The sequence below is a fragment of the Rhizobium sp. TAL182 genome (genome assembly GCF_002117725.1).
GTDB classification, from domain to species: Bacteria; Pseudomonadota; Alphaproteobacteria; order Rhizobiales; family Rhizobiaceae; genus Rhizobium; species Rhizobium esperanzae.
Window position 1 is genome coordinate 3154473 of the sequence record NZ_CP021024.1, and the last position, 20750, is coordinate 3175222.

General features: G+C 61.5%; 19 protein-coding genes. 6 read left to right on the plus strand and 13 right to left on the minus strand.

All coding sequences use genetic code 11. From position 1 onward, the window contains the following. Nucleotides 1-6 precede the first annotated feature (6 nt). Genes Tal182_RS15975 through Tal182_RS15985 form a run of 3 tightly spaced genes read left to right on the plus strand, consistent with a single transcriptional unit; the run spans nt 7 to nt 2759 of the window. Nucleotides 7-900, plus strand: coding sequence for an ABC transporter permease subunit (locus Tal182_RS15975; RefSeq protein WP_004668498.1), 894 nt, complete (start codon nt 7-9; stop codon nt 898-900). Further along, nucleotides 897-1685 (plus strand): ABC transporter permease, encoded by a 789-nt coding sequence (locus tag Tal182_RS15980; protein WP_064803881.1) that lies wholly within the window; start codon nt 897-899, stop codon nt 1683-1685. The genes Tal182_RS15975 and Tal182_RS15980 overlap by 4 nt, the downstream gene beginning before the upstream one ends. A 12-nt stretch (nt 1686-1697) precedes the next feature. Next, nucleotides 1698-2759 carry an ABC transporter ATP-binding protein gene (locus Tal182_RS15985; protein WP_085860064.1) on the plus strand — a complete coding sequence of 354 codons (1062 nt, stop codon included), beginning with the start codon at nt 1698-1700 and terminating at the stop codon, nt 2757-2759. 435 nt (nt 2760-3194) lie between these two features. Here Tal182_RS15985 and Tal182_RS15990 read toward each other — a convergent pair whose 3' ends face one another. From Tal182_RS15990 to Tal182_RS16010, 5 genes are all read right to left on the minus strand, one after another. Further along, complete coding sequence (locus Tal182_RS15990; protein ID WP_085860065.1) at nt 3195-4196, minus strand: ABC transporter ATP-binding protein; 1002 nt, start codon at nt 4194-4196, stop codon at nt 3195-3197. A gap of 10 nt (nt 4197-4206) precedes the next feature. Beyond that, nucleotides 4207-5268, minus strand: a complete 1062-nt coding sequence (locus tag Tal182_RS15995) for a Gfo/Idh/MocA family oxidoreductase (protein ID WP_085860066.1) — start codon at nt 5266-5268, stop codon at nt 4207-4209. Then, entirely contained in the window at nt 5265-6104 is an 840-nt protein-coding gene (locus Tal182_RS16000; protein ID WP_085860067.1) for a carbohydrate ABC transporter permease, read from the minus strand. Before Tal182_RS16000 ends, Tal182_RS15995 begins: the two co-directional genes overlap by 4 nt. A 9-nt stretch (nt 6105-6113) precedes the next feature. Then, on the minus strand, nt 6114-7061 hold the full coding sequence (locus tag Tal182_RS16005; protein ID WP_064803891.1) for a sugar ABC transporter permease: 948 nt from the start codon (nt 7059-7061) through the stop codon (nt 6114-6116). A gap of 206 nt (nt 7062-7267) precedes the next feature. Next, nucleotides 7268-8527: an ABC transporter substrate-binding protein gene (locus tag Tal182_RS16010; RefSeq protein WP_064803893.1), complete on the minus strand. Its 1260-nt coding sequence runs from the start codon at nt 8525-8527 to the stop codon at nt 7268-7270. Nucleotides 8528-9053: 526 nt separating this feature from the next. Between Tal182_RS16010 and Tal182_RS16015 the strand changes: the two genes are divergently transcribed. Continuing rightward, nucleotides 9054-9938 carry an N-acetylglucosamine kinase gene (locus Tal182_RS16015; protein WP_085860068.1) on the plus strand — a complete coding sequence of 295 codons (885 nt, stop codon included), beginning with the start codon at nt 9054-9056 and terminating at the stop codon, nt 9936-9938. Further along, on the plus strand, nt 9935-10699 hold the full coding sequence (locus Tal182_RS16020; RefSeq protein ID WP_064803896.1) for a GntR family transcriptional regulator: 765 nt from the start codon (nt 9935-9937) through the stop codon (nt 10697-10699). The genes Tal182_RS16015 and Tal182_RS16020 overlap by 4 nt, the downstream gene beginning before the upstream one ends. 3 nt (nt 10700-10702) lie before the next feature. On the opposite strand, the gene Tal182_RS16025 is transcribed toward Tal182_RS16020, so the two are convergent. The 3 genes from Tal182_RS16025 to metH all read right to left on the minus strand — a co-directional run bounded on the left by Tal182_RS16025 (nt 10703) and on the right by metH (nt 15288). Continuing rightward, the gene (locus Tal182_RS16025; RefSeq protein ID WP_085860069.1) at nt 10703-11104 is read right to left on the minus strand and encodes a type II toxin-antitoxin system VapC family toxin; all 402 of its coding nucleotides are present in this window, start codon (nt 11102-11104) and stop codon (nt 10703-10705) included. Continuing rightward, nucleotides 11101-11334: a type II toxin-antitoxin system prevent-host-death family antitoxin gene (locus Tal182_RS16030; RefSeq protein WP_064803900.1), complete on the minus strand. Its 234-nt coding sequence runs from the start codon at nt 11332-11334 to the stop codon at nt 11101-11103. Before Tal182_RS16030 ends, Tal182_RS16025 begins: the two co-directional genes overlap by 4 nt. A gap of 180 nt (nt 11335-11514) precedes the next feature. Next, nucleotides 11515-15288: a methionine synthase gene (metH, locus tag Tal182_RS16035; RefSeq protein WP_085860070.1), complete on the minus strand. Its 3774-nt coding sequence runs from the start codon at nt 15286-15288 to the stop codon at nt 11515-11517. 168 nt (nt 15289-15456) lie between these two features. On the opposite strand from metH, the gene Tal182_RS16040 reads away from it, so the two are divergent. Then, the gene (locus Tal182_RS16040; RefSeq protein WP_085860071.1) at nt 15457-16716 is read left to right on the plus strand and encodes an AGE family epimerase/isomerase; all 1260 of its coding nucleotides are present in this window, start codon (nt 15457-15459) and stop codon (nt 16714-16716) included. Nucleotides 16717-16781: 65 nt separating this feature from the next. Here Tal182_RS16040 and Tal182_RS16045 read toward each other — a convergent pair whose 3' ends face one another. The 5 genes from Tal182_RS16045 to Tal182_RS16065 all read right to left on the minus strand — a co-directional run bounded on the left by Tal182_RS16045 (nt 16782) and on the right by Tal182_RS16065 (nt 20459). Beyond that, nucleotides 16782-17276, minus strand: coding sequence for a heme-degrading domain-containing protein (locus tag Tal182_RS16045; protein ID WP_085860072.1), 495 nt, complete (start codon nt 17274-17276; stop codon nt 16782-16784). A gap of 88 nt (nt 17277-17364) precedes the next feature. Continuing rightward, the gene (locus Tal182_RS16050) at nt 17365-17976 is read right to left on the minus strand and encodes a flavin reductase family protein (protein WP_085860073.1); all 612 of its coding nucleotides are present in this window, start codon (nt 17974-17976) and stop codon (nt 17365-17367) included. 3 nt (nt 17977-17979) lie between these two features. Then, nucleotides 17980-18723 (minus strand): aspartate/glutamate racemase family protein, encoded by a 744-nt coding sequence (locus tag Tal182_RS16055; RefSeq protein WP_085860074.1) that lies wholly within the window; start codon nt 18721-18723, stop codon nt 17980-17982. A gap of 1 nt (nt 18724) precedes the next feature. Then, complete coding sequence (locus Tal182_RS16060; RefSeq protein ID WP_085860075.1) at nt 18725-19546, minus strand: ABC transporter permease; 822 nt, start codon at nt 19544-19546, stop codon at nt 18725-18727. A gap of 1 nt (nt 19547) precedes the next feature. Beyond that, the gene (locus Tal182_RS16065) at nt 19548-20459 is read right to left on the minus strand and encodes an ABC transporter permease (RefSeq protein WP_064810874.1); all 912 of its coding nucleotides are present in this window, start codon (nt 20457-20459) and stop codon (nt 19548-19550) included. Nucleotides 20460-20750: the final 291 nt, after the last annotated feature.

Here is a 20750-nt window from a genome sequence, read left to right on the forward strand (position 1 = left end):
CTTTTCATGAGCACGGTTTCAACGCCTATGGTGAGCAGCGCCCCCTTGATCAACAGAGACCGCGTGATCGACTGGCTGGGCATTGCACCTTTCATTATCTTTTCGCTGCTGTTCCTGATCATCCCCACGCTTTATCTGGTGGCGGGCGCGTTTCTGACGCCCGAGGGTAACTTCACGCTGAAGAATATCGGCGATCTCTTTACCCCGTCGATCATGAGCGCTTACTGGATCAGTATTCGCGTCTCCGTAGCGTCGGCTCTCGGCGGCGCGCTGATCGGCTTTTTCCTCGCCTGGGCCGTGGTGCTCGGCGGCCTGCCGAATTCGGTGCGCTCGACGCTTCTGACCTTCTCCGGCGTCGCCTCGAATTTTGCCGGCGTGCCCCTCGCCTTCGCCTTCCTCGCAACGCTCGGCCGCACCGGCCTCGTGACGGTTTTCCTGCGCGAATGGTTCGACTTCAACCTTTACAGCACCGGCTTTAATCTGCTGTCCTTCTTCGGCCTCACCATCACCTATATGTATTTCCAGATCCCGCTGATGGTGCTGATCCTGACGCCGGCGCTGGACGGCATGAAGAAGGAATGGCGCGAGGCCTCTGAGATCCTGGGCGCCACCAACCGCCAATACTGGACGATGGTTGCCCTGCCGATCCTGTGGCCGAGCCTGCTCGGCACGACGCTGCTGCTCTTCGCCAACGCCTTCGGCGCCATCGCCACCGCCTTTGCACTGACCGGCAGCTCGCTGAACATCGTACCGATCCTGCTCTATGCCCAGATTCGCGGCGACGTGCTGCACAATGCCAATCTCGGTTACGCCATCGCGCTCGGCATGATCGTCATAACAGGCGTCTCCAACGTCCTTTACCTCATGCTGCGCATGCGCGCCGAACGGTGGCAGAAATGAAAGCTCAACGCCTCGGCGCCTGGATCGCCATTATTCTGGGCGCATCCTATTTCGTCATTCCACTGATCGGCACGATCGAGTTTTCGCTGCGCATGCGCCGTGGTGAATACAGCTTCGATGCCTATCAGTCGGTGTTTTCGGATGCACAATTCCGCGAGACCTTCGGCTATTCCATGCTGATGGCATTGCTCACCATCATTTTCGGCATGCTGCTCGTCGTGCCGACGGCCTATTGGGTGCGCCTGCGCCTGCCGCAGATGCGTCCCTTCGTCGAGTTCATCACGCTGCTGCCGCTCGTCATCCCGGCGATCGTCATCGTCTTCGGTTATCTCAGGATGTACAATTCGTCGTCCTACTTGCCGTTGACGGGTTCGACGACCGGCACCAACGTCCTGCTGGTGTTCTCCTACATCACGCTGTCCCTGCCCTATATGTACCGTGCCGTCGACACCGCGATGCGCGCCATTGACGTCCGCACCCTCACGGAAGCGGCAGAGAGCCTCGGCGCGCGCTGGACGACCATCATGTTCCGGTGCATTTTCCCCAATGTCATGAGCGGTGTGCTCTCCGGCGCCTTCATCACGCTTGCGATTGTCATGGGCGAGTTCACCTTCGCCGCATTGCTCAACCGTCCGGCCTTCGGCCCCTACCTGCAGCTTGTCGGCGCCAACAAGGCCTACGAGCCTTCGGCGCTCGCCGTCATCGCCTTCTCGATCACCTGGCTCAGCATGGGCCTGCTCAACCTCGTTTCCCGCTTCGGCAAAGCCCGCCCGGCAAAGGCTTAAGGTAACCGGCTCATGTCTTTTCTCACACTGAACAACATCCAGAAATCCTTCGGCCCGGTGCAGGTCGTCAAGAACTTCAACATGAACATCGAGAAGGGCGAGTTCGTCTCCTTCCTCGGACCGTCGGGCTGCGGCAAGACGACCGTTCTGCGCATGATCGCCGGCTTCGAAACCCCGACCGGCGGCATGCTGACCATCAACGGCAAGGACCAGAGCGCGCTCAAGCCAAACCAGCGCAACATTGGCATGGTCTTCCAGGCCTACGCTCTCTTCCCCAACATGTCCGTGCACGATAACGTCGCCTTTGGCCTCAAGGTCGCCGGCGCGCCGAAGCCCGAGATCGACGCCCGCGTCAAGGAAATGCTCGGCCTGATCAAGCTCGATCACCTGGCCGATCGCTACCCCTACCAGCTGTCCGGCGGCCAGCAGCAGCGCGTCGCACTTGCCCGTGCGCTCGCCGTCAAGCCACAAGTGCTGCTGCTCGACGAGCCGCTGTCGGCCCTCGACGCCAAGATCCGCGTGTCGCTGCGCGAGGAAATCCGCCAGATCCAGCAGCAACTCGGCATCACCACCGTCTTCGTCACCCACGACCAGGAAGAGGCGCTGTCGATCTCGGACCGCATCGTGGTGATGAACGCCGGCAAGGCCGATCAGATCGGCTCGCCCTTCGAGATCTACAACAAGCCGGCCACGCGCTTCGTCGCCTCCTTTGTCGGCACGCTGAACCTGATCGAGGCCAAAGTCGTCGATCCCGACACTAACCTCATCCAGATCGGCGATCAGAAGATCACGCTGAAGCAGTCGGTCGCAGCCCACAAGGCCGGCGAGACCATCTCGCTGGCGCTGCGCCCGGAAGCAGGCTCGCTCTCCGACACCGCCAGAAGCGATACGGCACTGACCGGCCAGGTCGTCTCGGCCCACTTCCTGGGTTCGGTCATCCGCACCCGCATGAATGTCGGCGGCAACGTCATCTCCTTCGACATGTTCAACAGCCCCGGCGTCACCCCGCCGCAGGCCGGCGAAACCGTGACGCTCCGCTTCATGGCCGCCGACCTGCTCGTCATCAGCGATTGATATTGCGGAATACCACTCACGCAAAAGGCGCCGCGAACACGGCGCCTTTTTTTGAATGACGGAAGAAGGTCAGCGCTGATGCATATCGCCCGCTAGCGTGCAACGGTTTCGGGAAACGACGAGCTAAAGCGCGTCGTTGAGTCACGTTTCAGGCGACGCTCTTTGTCTGATGAAGCACCCGGCACGGTGTGCCTCTATGCGCCAGGGGCGAGTTTGGCAGAAACGCGCCCCAAAACTCCGTCATCCTCGGCCTTGAGCCGGGGATCCCCTCCGCTGATGGATGCCTACATGGATGCTCGGCTCAAGGCCGAGCATGACGGAGGATGGGGCAGGCGAAAGGAGCCATCGTGAATAGATGTGCGTGTCAGGAATGACATCCACAGGCAAGACCAAACAATACCAGCCCATAGCTGAGCGATTGATGCTTCCTATCCCTCAGCGGATCGCCCTGTCGTCCGCATCGAAGCGATGCACGCGCGCCTGGTCTGGCGTCGCGTAAACGATCTCATCGGGCTCATACCGGTGCTCGCCGAAGAGACGCGCCGTCAGCAGGCCGCACTGCTCGGATTCCAGATAGATGATCGTGTCCGCGCCGAGATGCTCGACATGCACGACCTTCGCACCCCACGTCCCCTGCTCGCGCGACAGCGTCATATGTTCGGGGCGCACGCCGATCGTCTTGGCGCTGTGATCGCCCACCTTTTCGCCGGGGATGAAATTCATCTGCGGCGAGCCGATAAAGCCGGCGACGAAGACGTTTGCCGGGCGGTTGTAAAGCTCCATCGGCGAGCCGATCTGCTCGATCGCGCCGGCATTCAGCACGACGATCTTATCGGCAAGCGTCATCGCCTCGACCTGGTCGTGCGTAACGTAGATCATCGTCGCCTTCAGACCGCGGTGCAGCCGGGCGATTTCGAGCCGGGTCTGGACGCGCAGCGCCGCATCGAGGTTCGACAGCGGCTCGTCGAACAGGAAGAGTTCCGGTTCGCGAACGATGGCGCGGCCGATCGCGACGCGCTGGCGTTGCCCGCCGGAAAGCTCGGCCGGTCGGCGTGCGAGATAAGGCGCGAGCGACAGCATGCCGGATGCCTTGCCGACGCGCTTGTCGATCTCGTCCTTGGCGGTGCCTGCCTGCTTGAGCCCAAGCCCCATATTGTCCTTGACCGTCAGATGCGGATAGAGCGCATAGGACTGGAACACCATGGCGATGCCGCGCTTGGCCGGCGGCGTCAGCGTCTCGTCGCGGCCGTTGATGACGACGGCGCCCGAGGTGACGTCCTCGAGGCCGGCGATGCTGCGCAAGAGCGTCGATTTTCCGCAGCCGGACGGCCCGACGAAGATGACAAATTCGCCGTCCTTGACCTCGAGGTCGATGCCTTTCAGCACCTCATGCGTGCCATAGGTCTTGCGGATGGATTTGAGTTGAAGCGATCCCACTATCTTTCCCTTACAATCTGACCGGCTGGCCGGTGCGCACGCTCTCGTCGGCGGCAAGGCAGATGCGTAGTGACGCCACCGCATCCGCCATGTGGCGATCGAGGTTCAGATCCTCGCGGATCGCCCTCAGCATGAAGGCCTGTTCCAGGTCGCAGAGTGCCTGATGACCGGGCTCGCCCGTCATCCTCATATCCTGGTCGGGCCGGATGAACTTGCCGTCCGGGCCGGTTTCGGCCGTATGCAGACGGATCACGGAAGTCTTGGTGTGCGTGTTGATATCGTCGGACTTGGCGTTCGGATCCATGACGATCGACACCGCTCCCTTCGGCGACATCACGTCCTTCACGAAGAAAGCGGTCTCCGAGATCATCGGTCCCCAACCGGCCTCATACCAGCCGACCGAGCCGTCCTCGAAAAGCACCTGAAGCTGACCGTAATTGTACATGTCGGGGGCGATCTCGTCGGAGAGGCGCAGCCCCATGCCGCGCACCTCGACCGCCCTCGCATCGGTGATCTGGCACATGACGTCGACATAATGCACGCCGCAATCGACGATCGGCGAGGTCGTGCGCATCAGCGACTTGTGCGTCGCCCAGGTCGGGCCACTGGACTGCTGGTTGAGGTTCATGCGGAAGACGTATGGCGGGCCGAGCTTGCGCGCCTCTTCAATCAGCTTCATCCAGGACGGGTGATGGCGGAGGATATAGCCGATCACCAGCTTGCGCCCCGCCTTTTCCGCTGCCGCAACGACCCGCTCGGCATCGGCGACGGTGGTCGCCAGCGGCTTTTCCACGAAGACATGACAACCGGCCTCGAAGGCGGCGACGGCATAATCGGCATGGCTGTCGGAATAGGTGTTGATCGAACAGAGATCCGGCTTCAGGTCGGCAAGCGCCGTCGCGAAGTCGGGATGAACAATATAGTTTTGCAGCGCGGGCTCCAGCGCCGGCGTCGAGCGGTTGACGAGACCGACGATCTCGAAACCGGGATTGTTGTGATAGGCAAGCGCATGGCTGCGGCCCATATTGCCGAGGCCGGCAACGAGGACGCGGATCGGATTCTCCTGGCTCACTTGACGGCTCCCGACGTGATGCCGCGGATCAGCTGCCGCGAGAAGATGACGTAGAGGATCAGGATTGGCAGGATCGCCAGCGACAGGGCCGCCAGAACCGCATTCCAGTTGGTGACGAACTGGCCGATGAAAATCTGCGAACCGAGCGTCACGGTCTTGGTCGCTTCGGCAGGCGCCAGGATCAGCGGGAACCAGAGGTCGTTCCAGATCGGGATCATGGTGAAGACCGCAACCGTCGCCATAGCGGGGCGCACCAGCGGCAGAACCAGGCGGAAGAAGATCGCGTATTCGGACAGCCCATCGATGCGCCCGGCGTTCTTGAGGTCGTCAGAAACCGTGCGCATGAATTCCGACAGGATGAAGATCGCGAGCGGTATGCCCTGCGCGGTATAGACGAGGACGAGCGCCGTCAGCGTATTGACGAGACCGGCTGCCACCATGCCCTGCAGGATCGCCACTGTGCCGAGACGGATCGGGATCATGATGCCGATCGCCATATAGAGCCCGAGCAGCGCATTGCCGCGGAAGCGATATTCCGACAATGCGAAGGCGGCCATGGCGCCGAACAGCAGCACGAGCAGGATCGAGACGATGGTCACGACGAAGCTGTTCTGGAAATAGGTGGCGAAATCACCCTGCCCCAGCACCGTCTGGTAACCGACGAGGCTGAAGGTCGACGGCGTCGGGATCATCAAAGGCGCGCGGAAGATCGAAGCGCGATCCTTGAACGAGTTGACGATGGTCAGGAACACCGGAAACAGCGCGACCAGCGTGTAGGCGGAGAGCGCCAGATGCACGAGGCCGGTGCGGATCGGAGATGTGCGTGCCTTGGACATGCGCGCTCCTCAGAACTGGTAGCGACGCATGCGCCGCTGGATGACGAAGAGATAGAACGAGACACCGGCGAGGATGATGAGGAACATCACCGTGGCGATCGTCGCGCCCATCGAGCGGTCGCCGAGCTGAAGCTGGAAACCGAAGAAAGTCCGGTATAGCAGCGTACCGAGAATATCCGTCGACATGTCAGGCCCGGCAAGCGCCCCCTGCACCGTGTAGATCAGGTCGAAGGCGTTGAAATTGCCGACGAAAGTCAGGATCGAGATGATGCCGATCGCCGGCAGGATGAGCGGCAGCTTGATCTTCCAGAACTGCGCCCAGCCGGTGATGCCGTCACATTCGGCCGCCTCGATCACCTCTTCGGGGATGCTCAGAAGCGCGGCATAGATCAGCATCATCGGAATGCCGATATATTGCCAGTTGGAGATCAGCGACACGGCGATCAGCGCCGAGCCGGGCTTGCCGAGCCAAGGGGCGAACAGGAATTTCAAGCCGATAAGATCGAGCATCCAGGGCGCCACGCCCCAGATCGGCGACAGGATCAGCTTCCAGATGAAGCCGACGATGACGAAGGAAAGCAGCGTCGGCAGGAATATCGCCGTGCGGTAGAAGGCCACCCCGCGCAGCTTCGGCACCGAAAGGAGGGCAGCGAGCGCAATGCCGATCGGGTTCTGCACGCACATGTGGATGGCGAAGAAGAGCAGGTTGTTGACCAGCGCATTCCAGAAATCATGCGCCCAGCGAGGATCGCCAAACAGCACTTTGTAGTTAGCCAGGCCGACGAAGGCCGGCTGCCCGTCAACCGTATTGTACAGCGAAAGCCTGAGCGTTTCGATGAGCGGCAGCACCATAACCGCGGAATAGACGATCACCGCAGGCAGCATGAAAACGAAGATATGCCAGCGCACCGGGCGCTTGATCAGGACGAAATCGGCCGCGTTGTCGGTTTGGCTCATGGCTATTGCCCGTTCTGGTCACTGGCCGCAAGGCGCAGCGCAGATGGAAAACATGCTCCCACCCTAACCCTCCACCCACCTGGAGAGGGAACACGCCCGTGATGAAATCGGGCTGGGAGGTCGCTGCGAGTCTCCTTCTCCCCGCGAGCGGGGAGAAGGTGGCCGGCAGGCCGGATGAGAGGCCGCAAACGCCGCCCCTCGTCACATCACTTGGCCGGCTTGTACCAGCTGTCGAGACCCTTCTGGAGCTTCTCGGCAGCGACCTGCGGCGTATCCGTGCCGTTGACCACGTTGGCTGATTCGATCCAGGTCTCGTTTTCGAGATTCGGCGTGCCGCGCGACAGGATCTGATAAGTCGAGCGCATGGTCGACTTATACGGGCCGCGCCAGGAGACGAATTCCTGAGCGAGCGGATCGGACATCTTGACCGGCTTGGAGTTCAGGCTGAAGAACCCCGGCAGCGCATTGGCGTAGATATCGGCGAATTCAGGCGAAGCGACCCAGCTCAGGAACTTCTTGGCCTCCTCGGCATGTGGGCTCTTGGTGTTCAGACCGACGCCAATATCCGGATGGTCGGAGATGTAGCCCGCGTCGCCTGCCTTCGGAACTGGCGGCGGGAAGGCGCCCATCTTGAACTGGGCCTGGCTGTTGAACAACGAGATTTCCCACGAACCCGCCGGATAGATCGCGGCACGGCCAAGCGTGAAGAGGTTCTGGCTGTCTGAATAGGTCTGGGCTTCGAAACCGTCGCCGAGATAGGGCTTCCACTTGGCAAGCTCCTCATAGGGCTTGACCCACTCGGCATCCGTCAGCTTCTGCTTGCCTTCGATCAGAGCCTTGCGGCCGTCTTCGCCCTTCCAGTAGTTCGGACCGATATTCTGGTAGCCCATGGTCGCGGCTTCCCAGAGATCCTTGGTGCCCATGGCGAGCGGAATATAGGTGCCGTCCGCCTTGATCTTGTCGAGCGCTGCGTAGAATTCGTCCTGCGTCTTCGGCACGGAGATGCCGAGCTTGTCGAAGGCATCCTTGTTGTAGATGAAGCCGTGGATGACCGAAGCCATCGGCACGCAGAAGGTCGTCTTTCCGTCGTCGGTCGTCCAGGCGGCCTTGGCGACCGGCGAGAAGTTCTCCATGCCGGGCAGATCATTCAAGCTGGCAAGATTGCCCTTCTCGAAGAGGCCGCGCGATTTATCGAAGGGACGGCAGGTGATGATGTCGCCTGCGCTGCCCGCGGCGAGCTTGGCTTCGGTGGCGGCGTCGTATTCGGTCGGCGCAGTCGGCGAGAAGACGACTTTGATGCCCGGGTTCTTCGCTTCGAAGGCCGGAATGATTTTCTCCTGCCAGATCTGCAGGTCGTCATTGCGCCAGCTTTCGACCGTCAGCGTAACGTCGGCGGCATGCACGAGGCCGGCCGACGTCAGCAGGCTGGAGGCAAGCAGCAGGCTTTTCAGAGCAGTGTTTTTCATTTCCCTCTCCTGTTTTTAGCGCCGAAGGCGCCGTTTTCGATCTGAAACAAGCAATTGGCGTGTCTGAGGAAACACCCAATGCCCCTTGGAGGGCCGCCAGCGAAGCCGGCCCCGAAAGCTCGATGGACCGAAAGCGCATCGCCTGCGGTCGGACTGCGCGCTTTTCGGTGACCCGCACCGGACGCGCCGAAAATAATGGGAAAGCCGATGGATGCCTGAATTCCATCTTCGGCCCAACAGGGCCGCCGGCATTCTGGCACTCATCCTCGAAGCGGTTCCGGCTTGGTTTTGCTGCCGGTTTTCGTGGGGCTTCGAAACGCTGTTCCCGTTTACCGAATTAAGTCCAAAAAAATACCAATTGTCCAGACGAATTTTAACTTTTTGGCCTCCAAGGTTTCATTAAAAATTTTTATTAGGGAAAATCAATTAGATAAAAAGGTGCAATTTCTCCACCGTTCCCACTTGGTAAATGGTATTTTTTTGGTATTGTATGAAAAACAGGTGAGACGGCGTATTCGGAGGTCCGATGACAGAGCTTGCAATCGGCATAGATGGCGGGGGGACGAGCTGCCGGGCCGCGGTCGCGGACAGAAACGGCACTATCATTGGCCGCGGCAAATCAGGCCCGGCTAATATTCTGTCCGATCTGGAAAACTCTCTCCTCAATATTGTCGAATCCGCCCGGCTGGCTTTGCACGATGCCGAGCTCGCCGCGGAAACCATTTCCTCCGTCGCAGCGGTCGTCGGCGTCGCCGGCGCTAATGTCACGGATTATGGCCAGCGAATCGAAAAGGCCCTGCCCTTTGCCGAAGGCCGCGTTGTTACCGACGCGCTGATCGCCCTGCAGGGCGCGCTCGGCGATGCCGACGGCATCGTCGGCGCCTTCGGCACCGGCTCGGTCTATAACGCCCGGAAAGATGGTCGGCTGAACGGCATCGGCGGCTGGGGCTTCGTCGTTGGCGACCAGGCAAGCGGCGCTCGCCTGGGCCGCGACCTGATGGAACGATCGCTGCTCGCCCATGACGGCGTGCGCCCGGCATCGCCGATGACTGAGGCGATCCTGGCGGAATATGGCGATGATCCCGAGCGCATCGTCGAATTTGCGCATTCGGCAAGACCGACGGATTTTGCCCGTTATGCACCTGTCGTCTTCGAACATGCAACGAGCGGCGATGCGGTCGCGGTCGGCATCGTCAGCGACGCGGCAACGGCGATCGGCGAAAGCCTTGAAGCGCTGCTCTGGCCCGGATGCCCGTCAATCTGCCTGCTTGGCGGTCTTGCGGAAGCCTATGAGCCCTGGCTTCCCCAACGCTACAGACAGCTGCTTGCCAAACCGAAAAACGATGCTCTTCACGGCGCGGTGGAACTTGCGGTCAAGCTCCTGAACGAGCGACAGAGAGGTGCGGCATGACCGACGATCTCGCAACAATCCTCTCCCTGGAACGCCTGCAGGCGGCCGGCACCGGCCCGCTCTATGTCAAGCTGCGCCGCACGCTCGAAGAGGCCGTGCGCGCCGGCACGCTTGGTCACGGCGACGCGCTGCCGCCGGAGCGCGACATCGCCGAACTTGCCGCCGTCAGCCGGGTCACCGTGCGCAAGGCGATCGACGAGCTCGTCGCCGACGGCCTGCTGGTGCGCCGCCACGGCTCGGGCACCTTTGTCGCCAAGCCGGTCTCCAAGGTGGAGCAGCGCCTGTCGCAGCTCACCTCTTTCACCGAAGACATGGCACGCCGCGGCATGTCCTCCCGCTCGGAATGGCTGCATAAGGGCATCCACACCCCCTCACCCGACGAGATGATGATCCTTGGCCTCGCCGCGGGCTTGAAGGTTTCGCGCCTCTCGCGCCTGCGCATCGCCGACGACCAGCCGCTGGCGATCGAGAACGCCAGCGTCTCCGGCGAATTCCTCCCCGATCCCTCCGCCGTGACCAATTCGCTCTACGCCGAACTCGAACGCCTCAACGTCCGTCCGGTCCGCGCCGTCCAGCGCATTTCGGCGACCAATATGAAGGAAGCCGATGCCCAGCTTCTCGGCGTCTCCGTGGGTGCGGCCGGCCTGTCGATCGAACGCATCTCCTATCTCGGCTCCGGCCGCGCCGTCGAATTCACCCGCTCGCTCTATCGCGGCGACGCTTATGACTTCGTGGCCGAGCTGACGATCGGGGTGACATAAGGCCTACCAGAAGCGGGCAATCCAAAGCTGATTTCCGGCGAGTTCATCGAAAATCGTGTCGGCGGAAATGATCGGTATCCCATTCTCCATGGCAGTCGCAGCGAGAAACCTGTCGAACGGATCACGGTGCGCCCAGTCCATCATGGCTGCCGCCAGACAGACATCCGGGGTCAATGCTGCTGCAATGGCGCCCTGCTCCTGCAGTAAGTCCGGCAGCCGGCCGACGAAAGGCTGCATCTCCGGCCATTTGCCGACACTCACTTTCTGCCCGATTTCAAACAGGGATATTGGACTGACAAGAATGGTCTCAGCCTTTTCAATCAGAGCGATCGCCTTGGCCGAGAGCCGCTTGTCGCCGGTCAACGACCATGCCCAGGCATGGGTGTCGAGCAGAAGCGAATTCACTCGATCCCTTCCCAGGCCGCGACTTCACTTTCGTCAATGGGCTCAAAAAAGTCCGGCCCATCTCCAGCAACCTGCCCTTTGAGCAAACCGATCTTGAAGGAAGACTGCACAATCGGAATGATCTTCACGACAGGCTTGCGCCCCTTGGCGATCACCACCTCCTCACCGGAAAGGGCGGCATCGATCAATTTCGACAGATTGGTCTTTGCGGCATGAATGGTCACTTGCATCGCAGCCCTCATTAGCTAACTTGGCTAAGGATACCATTCCGCGTTCAAATCCGCTATCGAATTCACGAAGCCCGACCACGCGAGATTATCAAGACTATCAAAAGTATGAAGCCGGAAAGTGAATCACTTTCCGGCTTCATTGTTTCTTGATTCATCACGTTAAGAACGGCGAATGCGTCTCTATGCCGCGTCCTCAATCTCCTCGTCCGCCTTGCGCGGCACGTAGTTCAGTACCGGCCCGAGCCAGCGTTCGACCTCGGAAACCTCCATGCCTTTGCGCTTGGCATAGTCCTCCACCTGGTCCCGCTCCACCTTGGCGACGCCGAAATAATAGGAATCGGGATGGCCGATATAGATGCCGGATACAGATGAGCCGGGCCACATCGCATAGCTCTCCGTCAGCTTCACGCCGGCGGCTTTTTCTGCATCGAGCAGCTTGAAGAGCGTTGCCTTTTCCGTGTGGTCGGGCTGGGCGGGATAACCGGGCGCCGGACGGATGCCGGCATAGGCTTCGCCGATAAGATCCTCGTTGCTGAGGTGCTCATCCCTTGCATAACCCCAATATTCGCGCCGCACCTGCTCATGCATGCGCTCAGCGAAGGCTTCCGCAAAGCGGTCGGCCAGTGCCTTGACGAGGATCGAGGAATAGTCGTCGTTCGACCGCTCAAAGCGTTCGGCGATGGCGATTTCCTCGATACCGGCCGTTACCACGAAGCCGCCGACATAGTCCTGCACGCCGCTTGTGACTGGCGCGACGAAGTCCGAAAGCGCCACATTCGCCCGCCCGTCCCGCTTCGAAAGCTGCTGGCGAAGCGTGTAGAAGGTGGCAAGCTCCTGGCCGCGGCTTTCGTCGGTGAACAGGCGGATGTCGTCGCCGACGGCGCCTGCCGGCCAGAAGCCGATGACGGCGCGCGGGCGGAACCACTTCTCATCGATGATCTTCTTCAGCATGGCCTGCGCATCGGCCCAGAGCGCACGCGCCGCCTCGCCCTGCTTCTCGTCTTCGAGAATGGCGGGGAAACGACCGCGCAATTCCCAGGTCTGGAAGAACGGCGTCCAGTCGATGTATCTCGCGAGTTCGGCCAGATCGTAATCCTCGAACACCCGTGTGCCGAAGAACTCAGGCTTGGTCGGCTTGTAGGCCGACCAGTCGATCTTATGCGCGTTCTCGCGAGCCCGCGACAGTGGCAAACGCACCTTCTCCGCTTCACTGCGGGCATGCGCGGCCGCCACCTTGGCGTATTCGGCTCTTATATCGTCGACATAGCCCTGCCGCGTCTCCGGCGAGAGCAGCGCCGAGACGACGCCGACGGCGCGGCTCGCATCGGTGACGTAGACCGCCTGGCCCTTGTTGTAGCCGGGATGGATCTTCACAGCCGTATGCACGCGGCTGGTCGTGGCGCCGCCGATCAGCAGCGGAATCTCGAAGCCCTGCCGTTCCATCTCGGACGCAACATGCACCATCTCGTCGAGCGACGGCGTGATCAGACCGGAAAGACCTATGACGTCGACCTTTTCGGCGATCGCCGTTTCAAGGATCTTCGTCGCGGGCACCATGACGCCGAGGTCGACGATCTCGTAATTGTTGCAGGCGAGCACGACGCCGACGATGTTCTTGCCGATATCGTGCACGTCGCCCTTGACCGTCGCCATCAGGATCTTGCCCGCCGACTGCCGATCGTCGCCGCCATTGAGGCGCTTCTCCTCCTCCATATAGGGGAGAAGGACGGCAACGGCCTGCTTCATGACGCGGGCGGATTTAACGACCTGCGGCAGGAACATCTTGCCCGAGCCGAACAGATCACCGACGACGTTCATGCCGGCCATCAGCGGCCCTTCGATGACGTGCAACGGCCGGGCGGCCTGCCGGCGCGCCTCTTCCGTATCGGCCTCGATATATTCGGTGATGCCGTTGACCAGCGCGTGCTCGAGACGCTTCTCGACGCTCCATTCGCGCCAGGAGAGATCCTGGACACGGCCCTCCTTTGCCCCGGCGCCACGGAAACGTTCGGCCACTTCGAGCAGCCGTTCGGTGCTGTCGGCACGGCGGTTCAGCACCACGTCCTCGCAGGCTTCGCGCAGCTCGGGATCGATGTTGTCGTAGACGGCCAGCTGGCCGGCATTGACGATGCCCATGTCCATACCCGCCTGGATGGCGTGGTAGAGGAACACCGCGTGCATCGCCTCGCGCACCGGCTCGTTGCCGCGGAACGAGAAGGACAGGTTGGAGACGCCGCCTGAAATATGGACGAGCGGCATGCGCTCACGGATCGTCCGCGTCGCCTCGATGAAATCGACGCCGTAATTATTGTGCTCTTCGATGCCGGTCGCGACCGCGAAGATGTTCGGGTCGAAGATGATGTCCTCGGGCGGGAAGCCGATCTTTTCCGTCAAAAGCTTATAGGCGCGGGTGCAGATTTCCACCTTGCGCTGGTAATTGTCGGCCTGCCCCGTCTCGTCGAAGGCCATGACGACGACGGCAGCGCCGTAATTGCGCAGGAGCCTCGCCTGGGCGAGGAAATTCACCTCGCCTTCCTTCAGCGAGATCGAGTTGACGATCGGCTTGCCCTGGACGCGCTTCAGGCCGGATTCGATGATCGAGAATTTCGAACTGTCGATCATGACAGGCACGCGGGCGATATCCGGTTCCGCGGCGATCAGATTGAGAAACTCGACCATCGCCTTCTCGGAATCGATCAGGCCCTCGTCCATGTTGATGTCGATCACCTGCGCGCCGTTCTCGACCTGGTCGCGCGCCACATCGAGCGCTGCCGTGTAGTCGGCATTGGTAATCAGCTTGCGGAACTTCGCCGAGCCGGTGACGTTGGTGCGCTCGCCGACATTGACGAAGGGAATGTCCTTGGTCAGCTCGAAAGGTTCGAGGCCAGACAACGACATGAAAGGACGATGCTCGGGGAGCGGACGCGGCTTGTACTTGGCGACGGTCTCGGCGATCGCCCGGATATGCTCCGGCGTCGAGCCGCAGCAGCCGCCAACGATGTTGACCAGACCTTCACGGGCAAAACTGTCGATCTGGGCCGCCATCAGCTCCGGCGTTTCGTCATACTGGCCGAATTCGTTCGGCAGGCCGGCATTCGGATAGGCGCAGATGAAGGTGTCGGCAACACCCGAAAGCTCCTGCAGGTGCGGGCGCATCGCGTTCGCCCCGAGCGCGCAGTTGAGGCCGATCGTGAAAGGATTGGCGTGGCGCACCGAGTTCCAGAAAGCCGACGGCGTCTGGCCGGAGAGCGTACGGCCGGAAAGGTCGGTAATCGTGCCGGAGATCATCACCGGCAGGCGCACGCCCTTCGCCTCGAAACGCTCCTCGCAGGCGAAGATCGCCGCCTTGGCGTTCAGCGTGTCGAAGATCGTCTCGATGAGGATGATGTCGGCACCGCCGTCGATCAGCCCGTCGATCTGCTCGCCATAGGCTTCCCTGAGATCGTCGAAGGTGACGGCGCGGAAGCCGGGATTGTTGACGTCGGGCGAGATCGAGGCGGTGCGGTTGGTCGGGCCGATGGCGCCGGCGACGAAACGGCGGCGGCCGTCCTCGCGCTCGGCGCGCAGAGCCGCGCGGCGGACGATTTCGGCACCTTCCTTGTTGAGGTCGTAAACCGCGCCTTCCATCTGGTAATCGGCCTGCGCGATGCGGGTCGAGGAGAAGGTGTTGGTCTCGAGAATATCGGCGCCGGCTTTGGCGTATTTGTAATGGATCTCTTCGATCGCATCCGGCTGGGTCAGGATCAGAAGGTCGTTATTGCCTTTCTGGTGGCAGGCGCAGCCGATGAAGCGGGTGCCGCGAAACTGGTCTTCGTCATAGCCGAGGCCCTGGATCTGCGTGCCCATGGCGCCGTCGAGGACGAGGATGCGCTCGCTGGCGGCTTTGCGCAGCGCTGCGAAAACTTCACTGCCGTCACGCTTGCCCGTTTCCGGACCAAAGAGAGTATCAAACACGGGAGGGCTCCTTGACGTCGTAAGACCAGACTTCCAGATCACATAAAGATATCTTTATGTCAATATATGGCTGTCGATTTCGTGCTTTGCAAAGCTTGCCCGATGACAGGCTCGCCCGAGCTCTATATAGGCCTTTGCTAGGCTTGTGCACGAAATCGGAGGAGTATCATGGCACCCGCAACCGGCAACGCCGCGCTTGAAAACTGGACAAGCCGCGCCTATCACCGCAGCTGGCTGCTGGCGCAGGCAAATGACCTCTTCGATTTCTTCCAGCACGATTCGATCAATCCCAAGGGTGGCTTCTACGATCTCGACGACACCGGCAGGCCACTCGATGCCGAGGGCCAGGTGCGCAGCATCCATATTGCGGCGCGCGCGGTCCATTGCTTCTCGATTGGCGCCCTGCTCGGCCGTCCCGGCGCCTCCGACGTCGTCGACCACGGCATGGACTATCTCTGGTACCACCATCGCGACCGCAAGAACGGCGGCTATTTCTGGTCACTCGACAATAACGGTCCGGTCGATTCCAACAAGCAGGGCTACGGCCATGCTTTCGTCCTGCTCGCCGCCTCCTCGGCCAAGACGATCGGCCATCCGCTGGCCGACGGCATGCTGGCCGATATCACCGAGATCCTGAACAAGAAGTTCTGGGAACCGCGCCACGGCGCGATCGCCGAGGAATTCACCGCCGACTGGCAGCCGCTCGACGGCGGCGCCTATCGCGGCCAGAATTCCAATATGCACCTGACCGAGGCGCTGATGGCCGCCTTCGAAGCCACCGGCAACAGGGATTACCTCACCAAGGCCGAAAGCATCGCCGATCTCGTCATCCGCCGGGCGGCCGGTTCGGTCGACTGGCGCGTCGCCGAACATTTCGACGCCGAATGGAACCTCAATAAGGATTACTATCATCCGAACGAAATGTTCCGCCCGGCCGGTACGACTCCCGGCCACTGGCTGGAATGGGCCCGCCTCATCCTGCAGCTCTGGGTGCTCGGCGGCAAACGCATCGAATGGATGCCGGATGCGGCCAAAGCCCTCTTCGAGCAATCCATGGCGCTCGGCTGGGACAGTGACAAGGGCGGCTTCTTCTATACGCTCGATTGGAACGACAAGCCCGCCAAGCGCAACAAGCTCTGGTGGCCGGCCTGCGAGGGGGCGGCTGCCGCGCATTTCCTCAACGAGCACCTGCCGAGCGACTACCACGAGGAATGCTACCGAAAGATCTGGAACGTCATCGAACTCGCCTTCATCGACCATAAGAACGGCGGCTGGCACGAGGAACTGACGGAGGATCTCGTTCCCTCGCATTCGCTCTTCCCCGGCAAGGGCGATATTTATCACGCCCTGCAGGCCTGCCTCATCCCGCTCTTCCCGGCAACGGGCAGCCTGACGAAGGGCATCGCCGAAGCCGGCGGCAGGCTATGACGGCTGTTTCCGCGGCTGGCCGCCGGCAGTCCGGCGCTCGGATTGTGGCGGCAGATGCGGCCGCGTCACAGAGCTGCGAGCCGCAACGTATCCAGATCCTTCGCCAGCATCAGCGCTAAGGCCTCGACCACCAGATTGTGGTCGTCGCGCTGCGGCAGTCCGGAGACGGTGACCGCGCCGATGCAGCCGGTACCCTTGACATTGATCGGAAAACTGCCGCCATGCGGCGCATAATCGGCGCCATCAAGCCCGTTGTCCTCGACGGTCTTGCCGTCCTTGCTGAGCTTCAGGCCGGAGGCATAGCTGCTGCGGAAATAGCGCAGCACCATGTTGCGCTTGCGGCGCACCCAGTTGACGTTGTCCGGCGTCACGCCCGGGAGCGCGGCATAGAAGACCGGCATCGAATGCAGCGTCACATCGATGGCGATGCCGAGGCCGCGCTCGCTGGCGAGTTCCTGCAGAAGCTTGCCGAGCTGCCAGGCAGTGGTGAGATCGAAGGCGTCGAAGCTCAGCGCCTTTTCCTGCTCGGCGATCCGACTGAGATCGTTGTCGATTGTCATGATAGGCGCTCCTCTCCTGCAATGATCCGCTGCAGACCATTCTCATCAGGAGAGAAAAAGTAAAGCAAAACTTGGACCTACCCTGATGTCAGAGCTTCGGCGTCAGCATCTCGAAACGATCGCGGATGGTGGTGCAGGTGTCGCCGCCCAGTCTCGCAATGGCATCGACCGCGGCCGGATCGACATGCAGCCGTTCCGGATCGACAACACCGTCGCGGTAATGCGCATAGACGATCTCGCCCAGGATAATCTGCCGCGAGCGGCCGAGCTCCAGCGTCACATGCCGCCGGCATTCGAAGGCAGCCGGCGCCTCGGCGATAAAGGGCGACGCCACCTTCGCGCCCGGTATCGCCGTCAGCCCCGCCTGCTTCAGCTCATCGACGCCCCGCGGATATTTCGCGCCGCAGACATGCATCGCCTCGGCGATCGCGAAGGAAACGATATTGACGGTGAAGACCTCGGTCATGCGTATATTGTGGCCGGTATCCTTGAACGACATGTCGGCATTGTTCTCGACGCCGATCGCCAGGATCGGCGGATCGGCCGACAGGCAGTTGAAGAAGCTGAACGGCGCCGCGTTGATCCGGCCTTGCTCGTCGACCGTCGTCACCAGCGCGATCGGCCGCGGGATGATCGTGCCGATCATCAGCTTGTAACGCTCGCGCTCGCTGAGCTCTTTGAAATCGAACGAGACCGCCATGGTTCAGCCGATTTTCGGGGTCGGCGAGAAACCGTTCATCGCGCCCATAAAGGGTTTCGCCAGCGGCGAGGCATAGGAGCCGCGCTTGCTGGTGGAAAGCCCAAGCGACACCAGCGCCTCGGCCTGTTTGACGGCGGCCGCCACACCGTCGATGACGGGCACGCCGTAGATATCCTGCATTTCCCGGGCAAGATCCGTCATGCCGGCACAGCCGAGCACGATCGCCTCGGCGCCGTCTTCGGCAAGCGCCCACTCGATCTCGGCCCTCAGCTTGCCGATCGCGCCCGAAGCCGCGTTTTCCAACTCCAGTACCGGGATGTCGGAGGCGCGCACCTTGGCGCGCTCGCCCATACCGTAGCGGCGCACCAGATTGTCGATCAGCACCCGCGACCGCTCCAGCGTCGTCACCACAGTAAAGCGCTGCGCCAGGAAACCGGCCGTCACGACGGCGGATTCGCAAAGCCCGAGGATCGGCACATCGGCGAAACTTCGCGCTGCGTCGAGCCCGGTATCGTCGAAGCAGGCAATGACCGCCGCGTCGTAACCCGCCGCCTGCCGCTCCTTAAGTTCCAAGAGCAGGCCGGGAATCGCGAGCGCCCCGTCGTAATGTCCCTCGATGGAGACCGGCCCCATGCTGGATGTCGCGGCGATGATCTCGGTGCCGGATGCCGCCACCGCACGCGCGGCGACCGCAGCCTTCTCGGTCATGGAGGCCGTGGTGTTCGGATTGACGATGAGGATGCGCATATCAGTCTATCTTTGCCTGCCGCCGCCCCAGCATGGTCATGATGCCGAGAGCGATGAGAATGATGGTGAAGGAAAACAGCGTCGTCACCGTGCCGAGTGCATAGAGCACCGGCGTCGTGACGTTGGTGGTCATACCGTAGATTTCGAGCGGCAGCGTATTGTAGCTGCCCGAGGTCATCAATGTGCGCGCGAATTCGTCATAGGACAGCGTGAAGCCGAACAGCCCGACGCCGATCAGGCTCGGTGCGATCACCGGCAGCACGACGTGCCGGAACGTCTGCCAGGAGGTGGCGCCGAGGTCGCGGGCCGCCTCCTCATAAGCCGACGAGAAACGGTTGAAGACGGCAAACATGATCAATACGCCGAAGGGCAGCGTCCAGGTCAGATGTGCGCCGAAGGCCGAGGAATACCATGCGGGCTTGAGACCGCCCTCCTGGAACACAACGCCGATGCCGAGCGAAATGATGATCGAGGGTACGACGAGGCTGGCGACCGTGGCGTAGAAAAGCGCGGTCGATCCGCGGAAACGGCGGCGGAAGGCAAGGCCGGCCAGCAGTGATACGACGACAGTCACCACCATCACCATCAGCCCGAGGGTGAAGGAGCGGCGGAACGAGGCGCCGAAATCGCCGACCGCCTGCTTCTCGAACAGATTGAAGAACCAGTGGGTGGAAACGCCATTCATCGGGAAGGTCAGGCCGCCGTCCGGTCCCTGGAAGGAGAGGATCAGGATCGCCGAGAGCGGGCCGTAGAGGAACAGTACGAAGACGATGAAGAAGATCGCCAGCAGATAGAATTCCAGGCCGCGTTTTTCGTGGTTCATCTCAAAGCTCCTTGCGGATATCGACGACACGCAGGATGGCGGCCACCATCATAAGCACCACCGCAAGCAGCACCACCGCATTGGCGGCGGCCGCCGGATATTGCAGCAGCGACATCTGGTTCTTCATCATCAGCGCCACCGAAGCGCTCTGGCCACCGGACATGACCTGCACCGTCGAAAAGTCCGCCATCACGAGCGTGACGACGAAGATCGTGCCGATCGCCATGCCGGGTTTGGCAAGCGGAATGACCACGTTCCACAGCACCTGCCAGCCCGATGCGCCGGCATCGCGCGCCGCCTCGAACAGCGAGCGGTCGATGCGCATCAGCGTGTTGAAGATCGGCGTCACCATGAACAAGGTATAGAGATGCACCATGGCGAGCACGACGGCGAAATCGGAATAGAGCAGCCATTCGATCGGTTGCGGAATGATGCCCATCTTGATCAGCGCTGAATTGACCAGGCCGTTGCGTCCGAGCACAGGGATCCAGGAGATCATGCGGATGATGTTCGAGGTCATGAACGGCACGGTGCAGACGAGGAAGAGGATCATCTGCGTCGAGGTCTTGCGGATGTGGAAGGCCAGGAAATAGGCGACCCAGAAGCCGATGACGAGTGTCAGCGCCCAGACGATGGCGGTGAATTTCAGCGTGTTGAGATAGGTCTTCCACGTCACCCATGAACCGAGCGTGTCGGTGTAGTTCATGGTGAGGAAATCGGGATAGAGGCCGGCGAAATCGTAGTCCCAGAAGCTGACGACCGCGATCATGGCGATCGGCAGCAGGAAGAAGAAACCGAGAATGGCGATCAGCGGCGTCGCCTGGAGATAGGAGATGGCTGAGGGGGAGAGGCGGAAGGCGCGGACTCGCGCACCGTGTTTGCCTTCCTCCGTTGCCGCTGCGATGGTCGCCATGATCGGTTCTCCGTTTCCTCATTATGCAGGTCGGGCAAGGAGCCCCCTCATCCGCCTGCCGGCACCTTTACCTGGGTCGAGCCGCTGGTCTCGACCCGTCCTCCGGACCCCCGCTGGGGAGAAGAGGAATCGCGGCGGCGCCTCGGCCACCGCGAACCTCGATTTTCTTCACGCGACCCCAACCGCGAATTCCCGCTTCTCCCCAGCGGGGAGAAGATGCCCGAAGGGCAGATGAGGGGGCGGAGCGAAGCGACGTCTTGAGCGATAGCGAAAGACGGCGGCTCTCCGCCC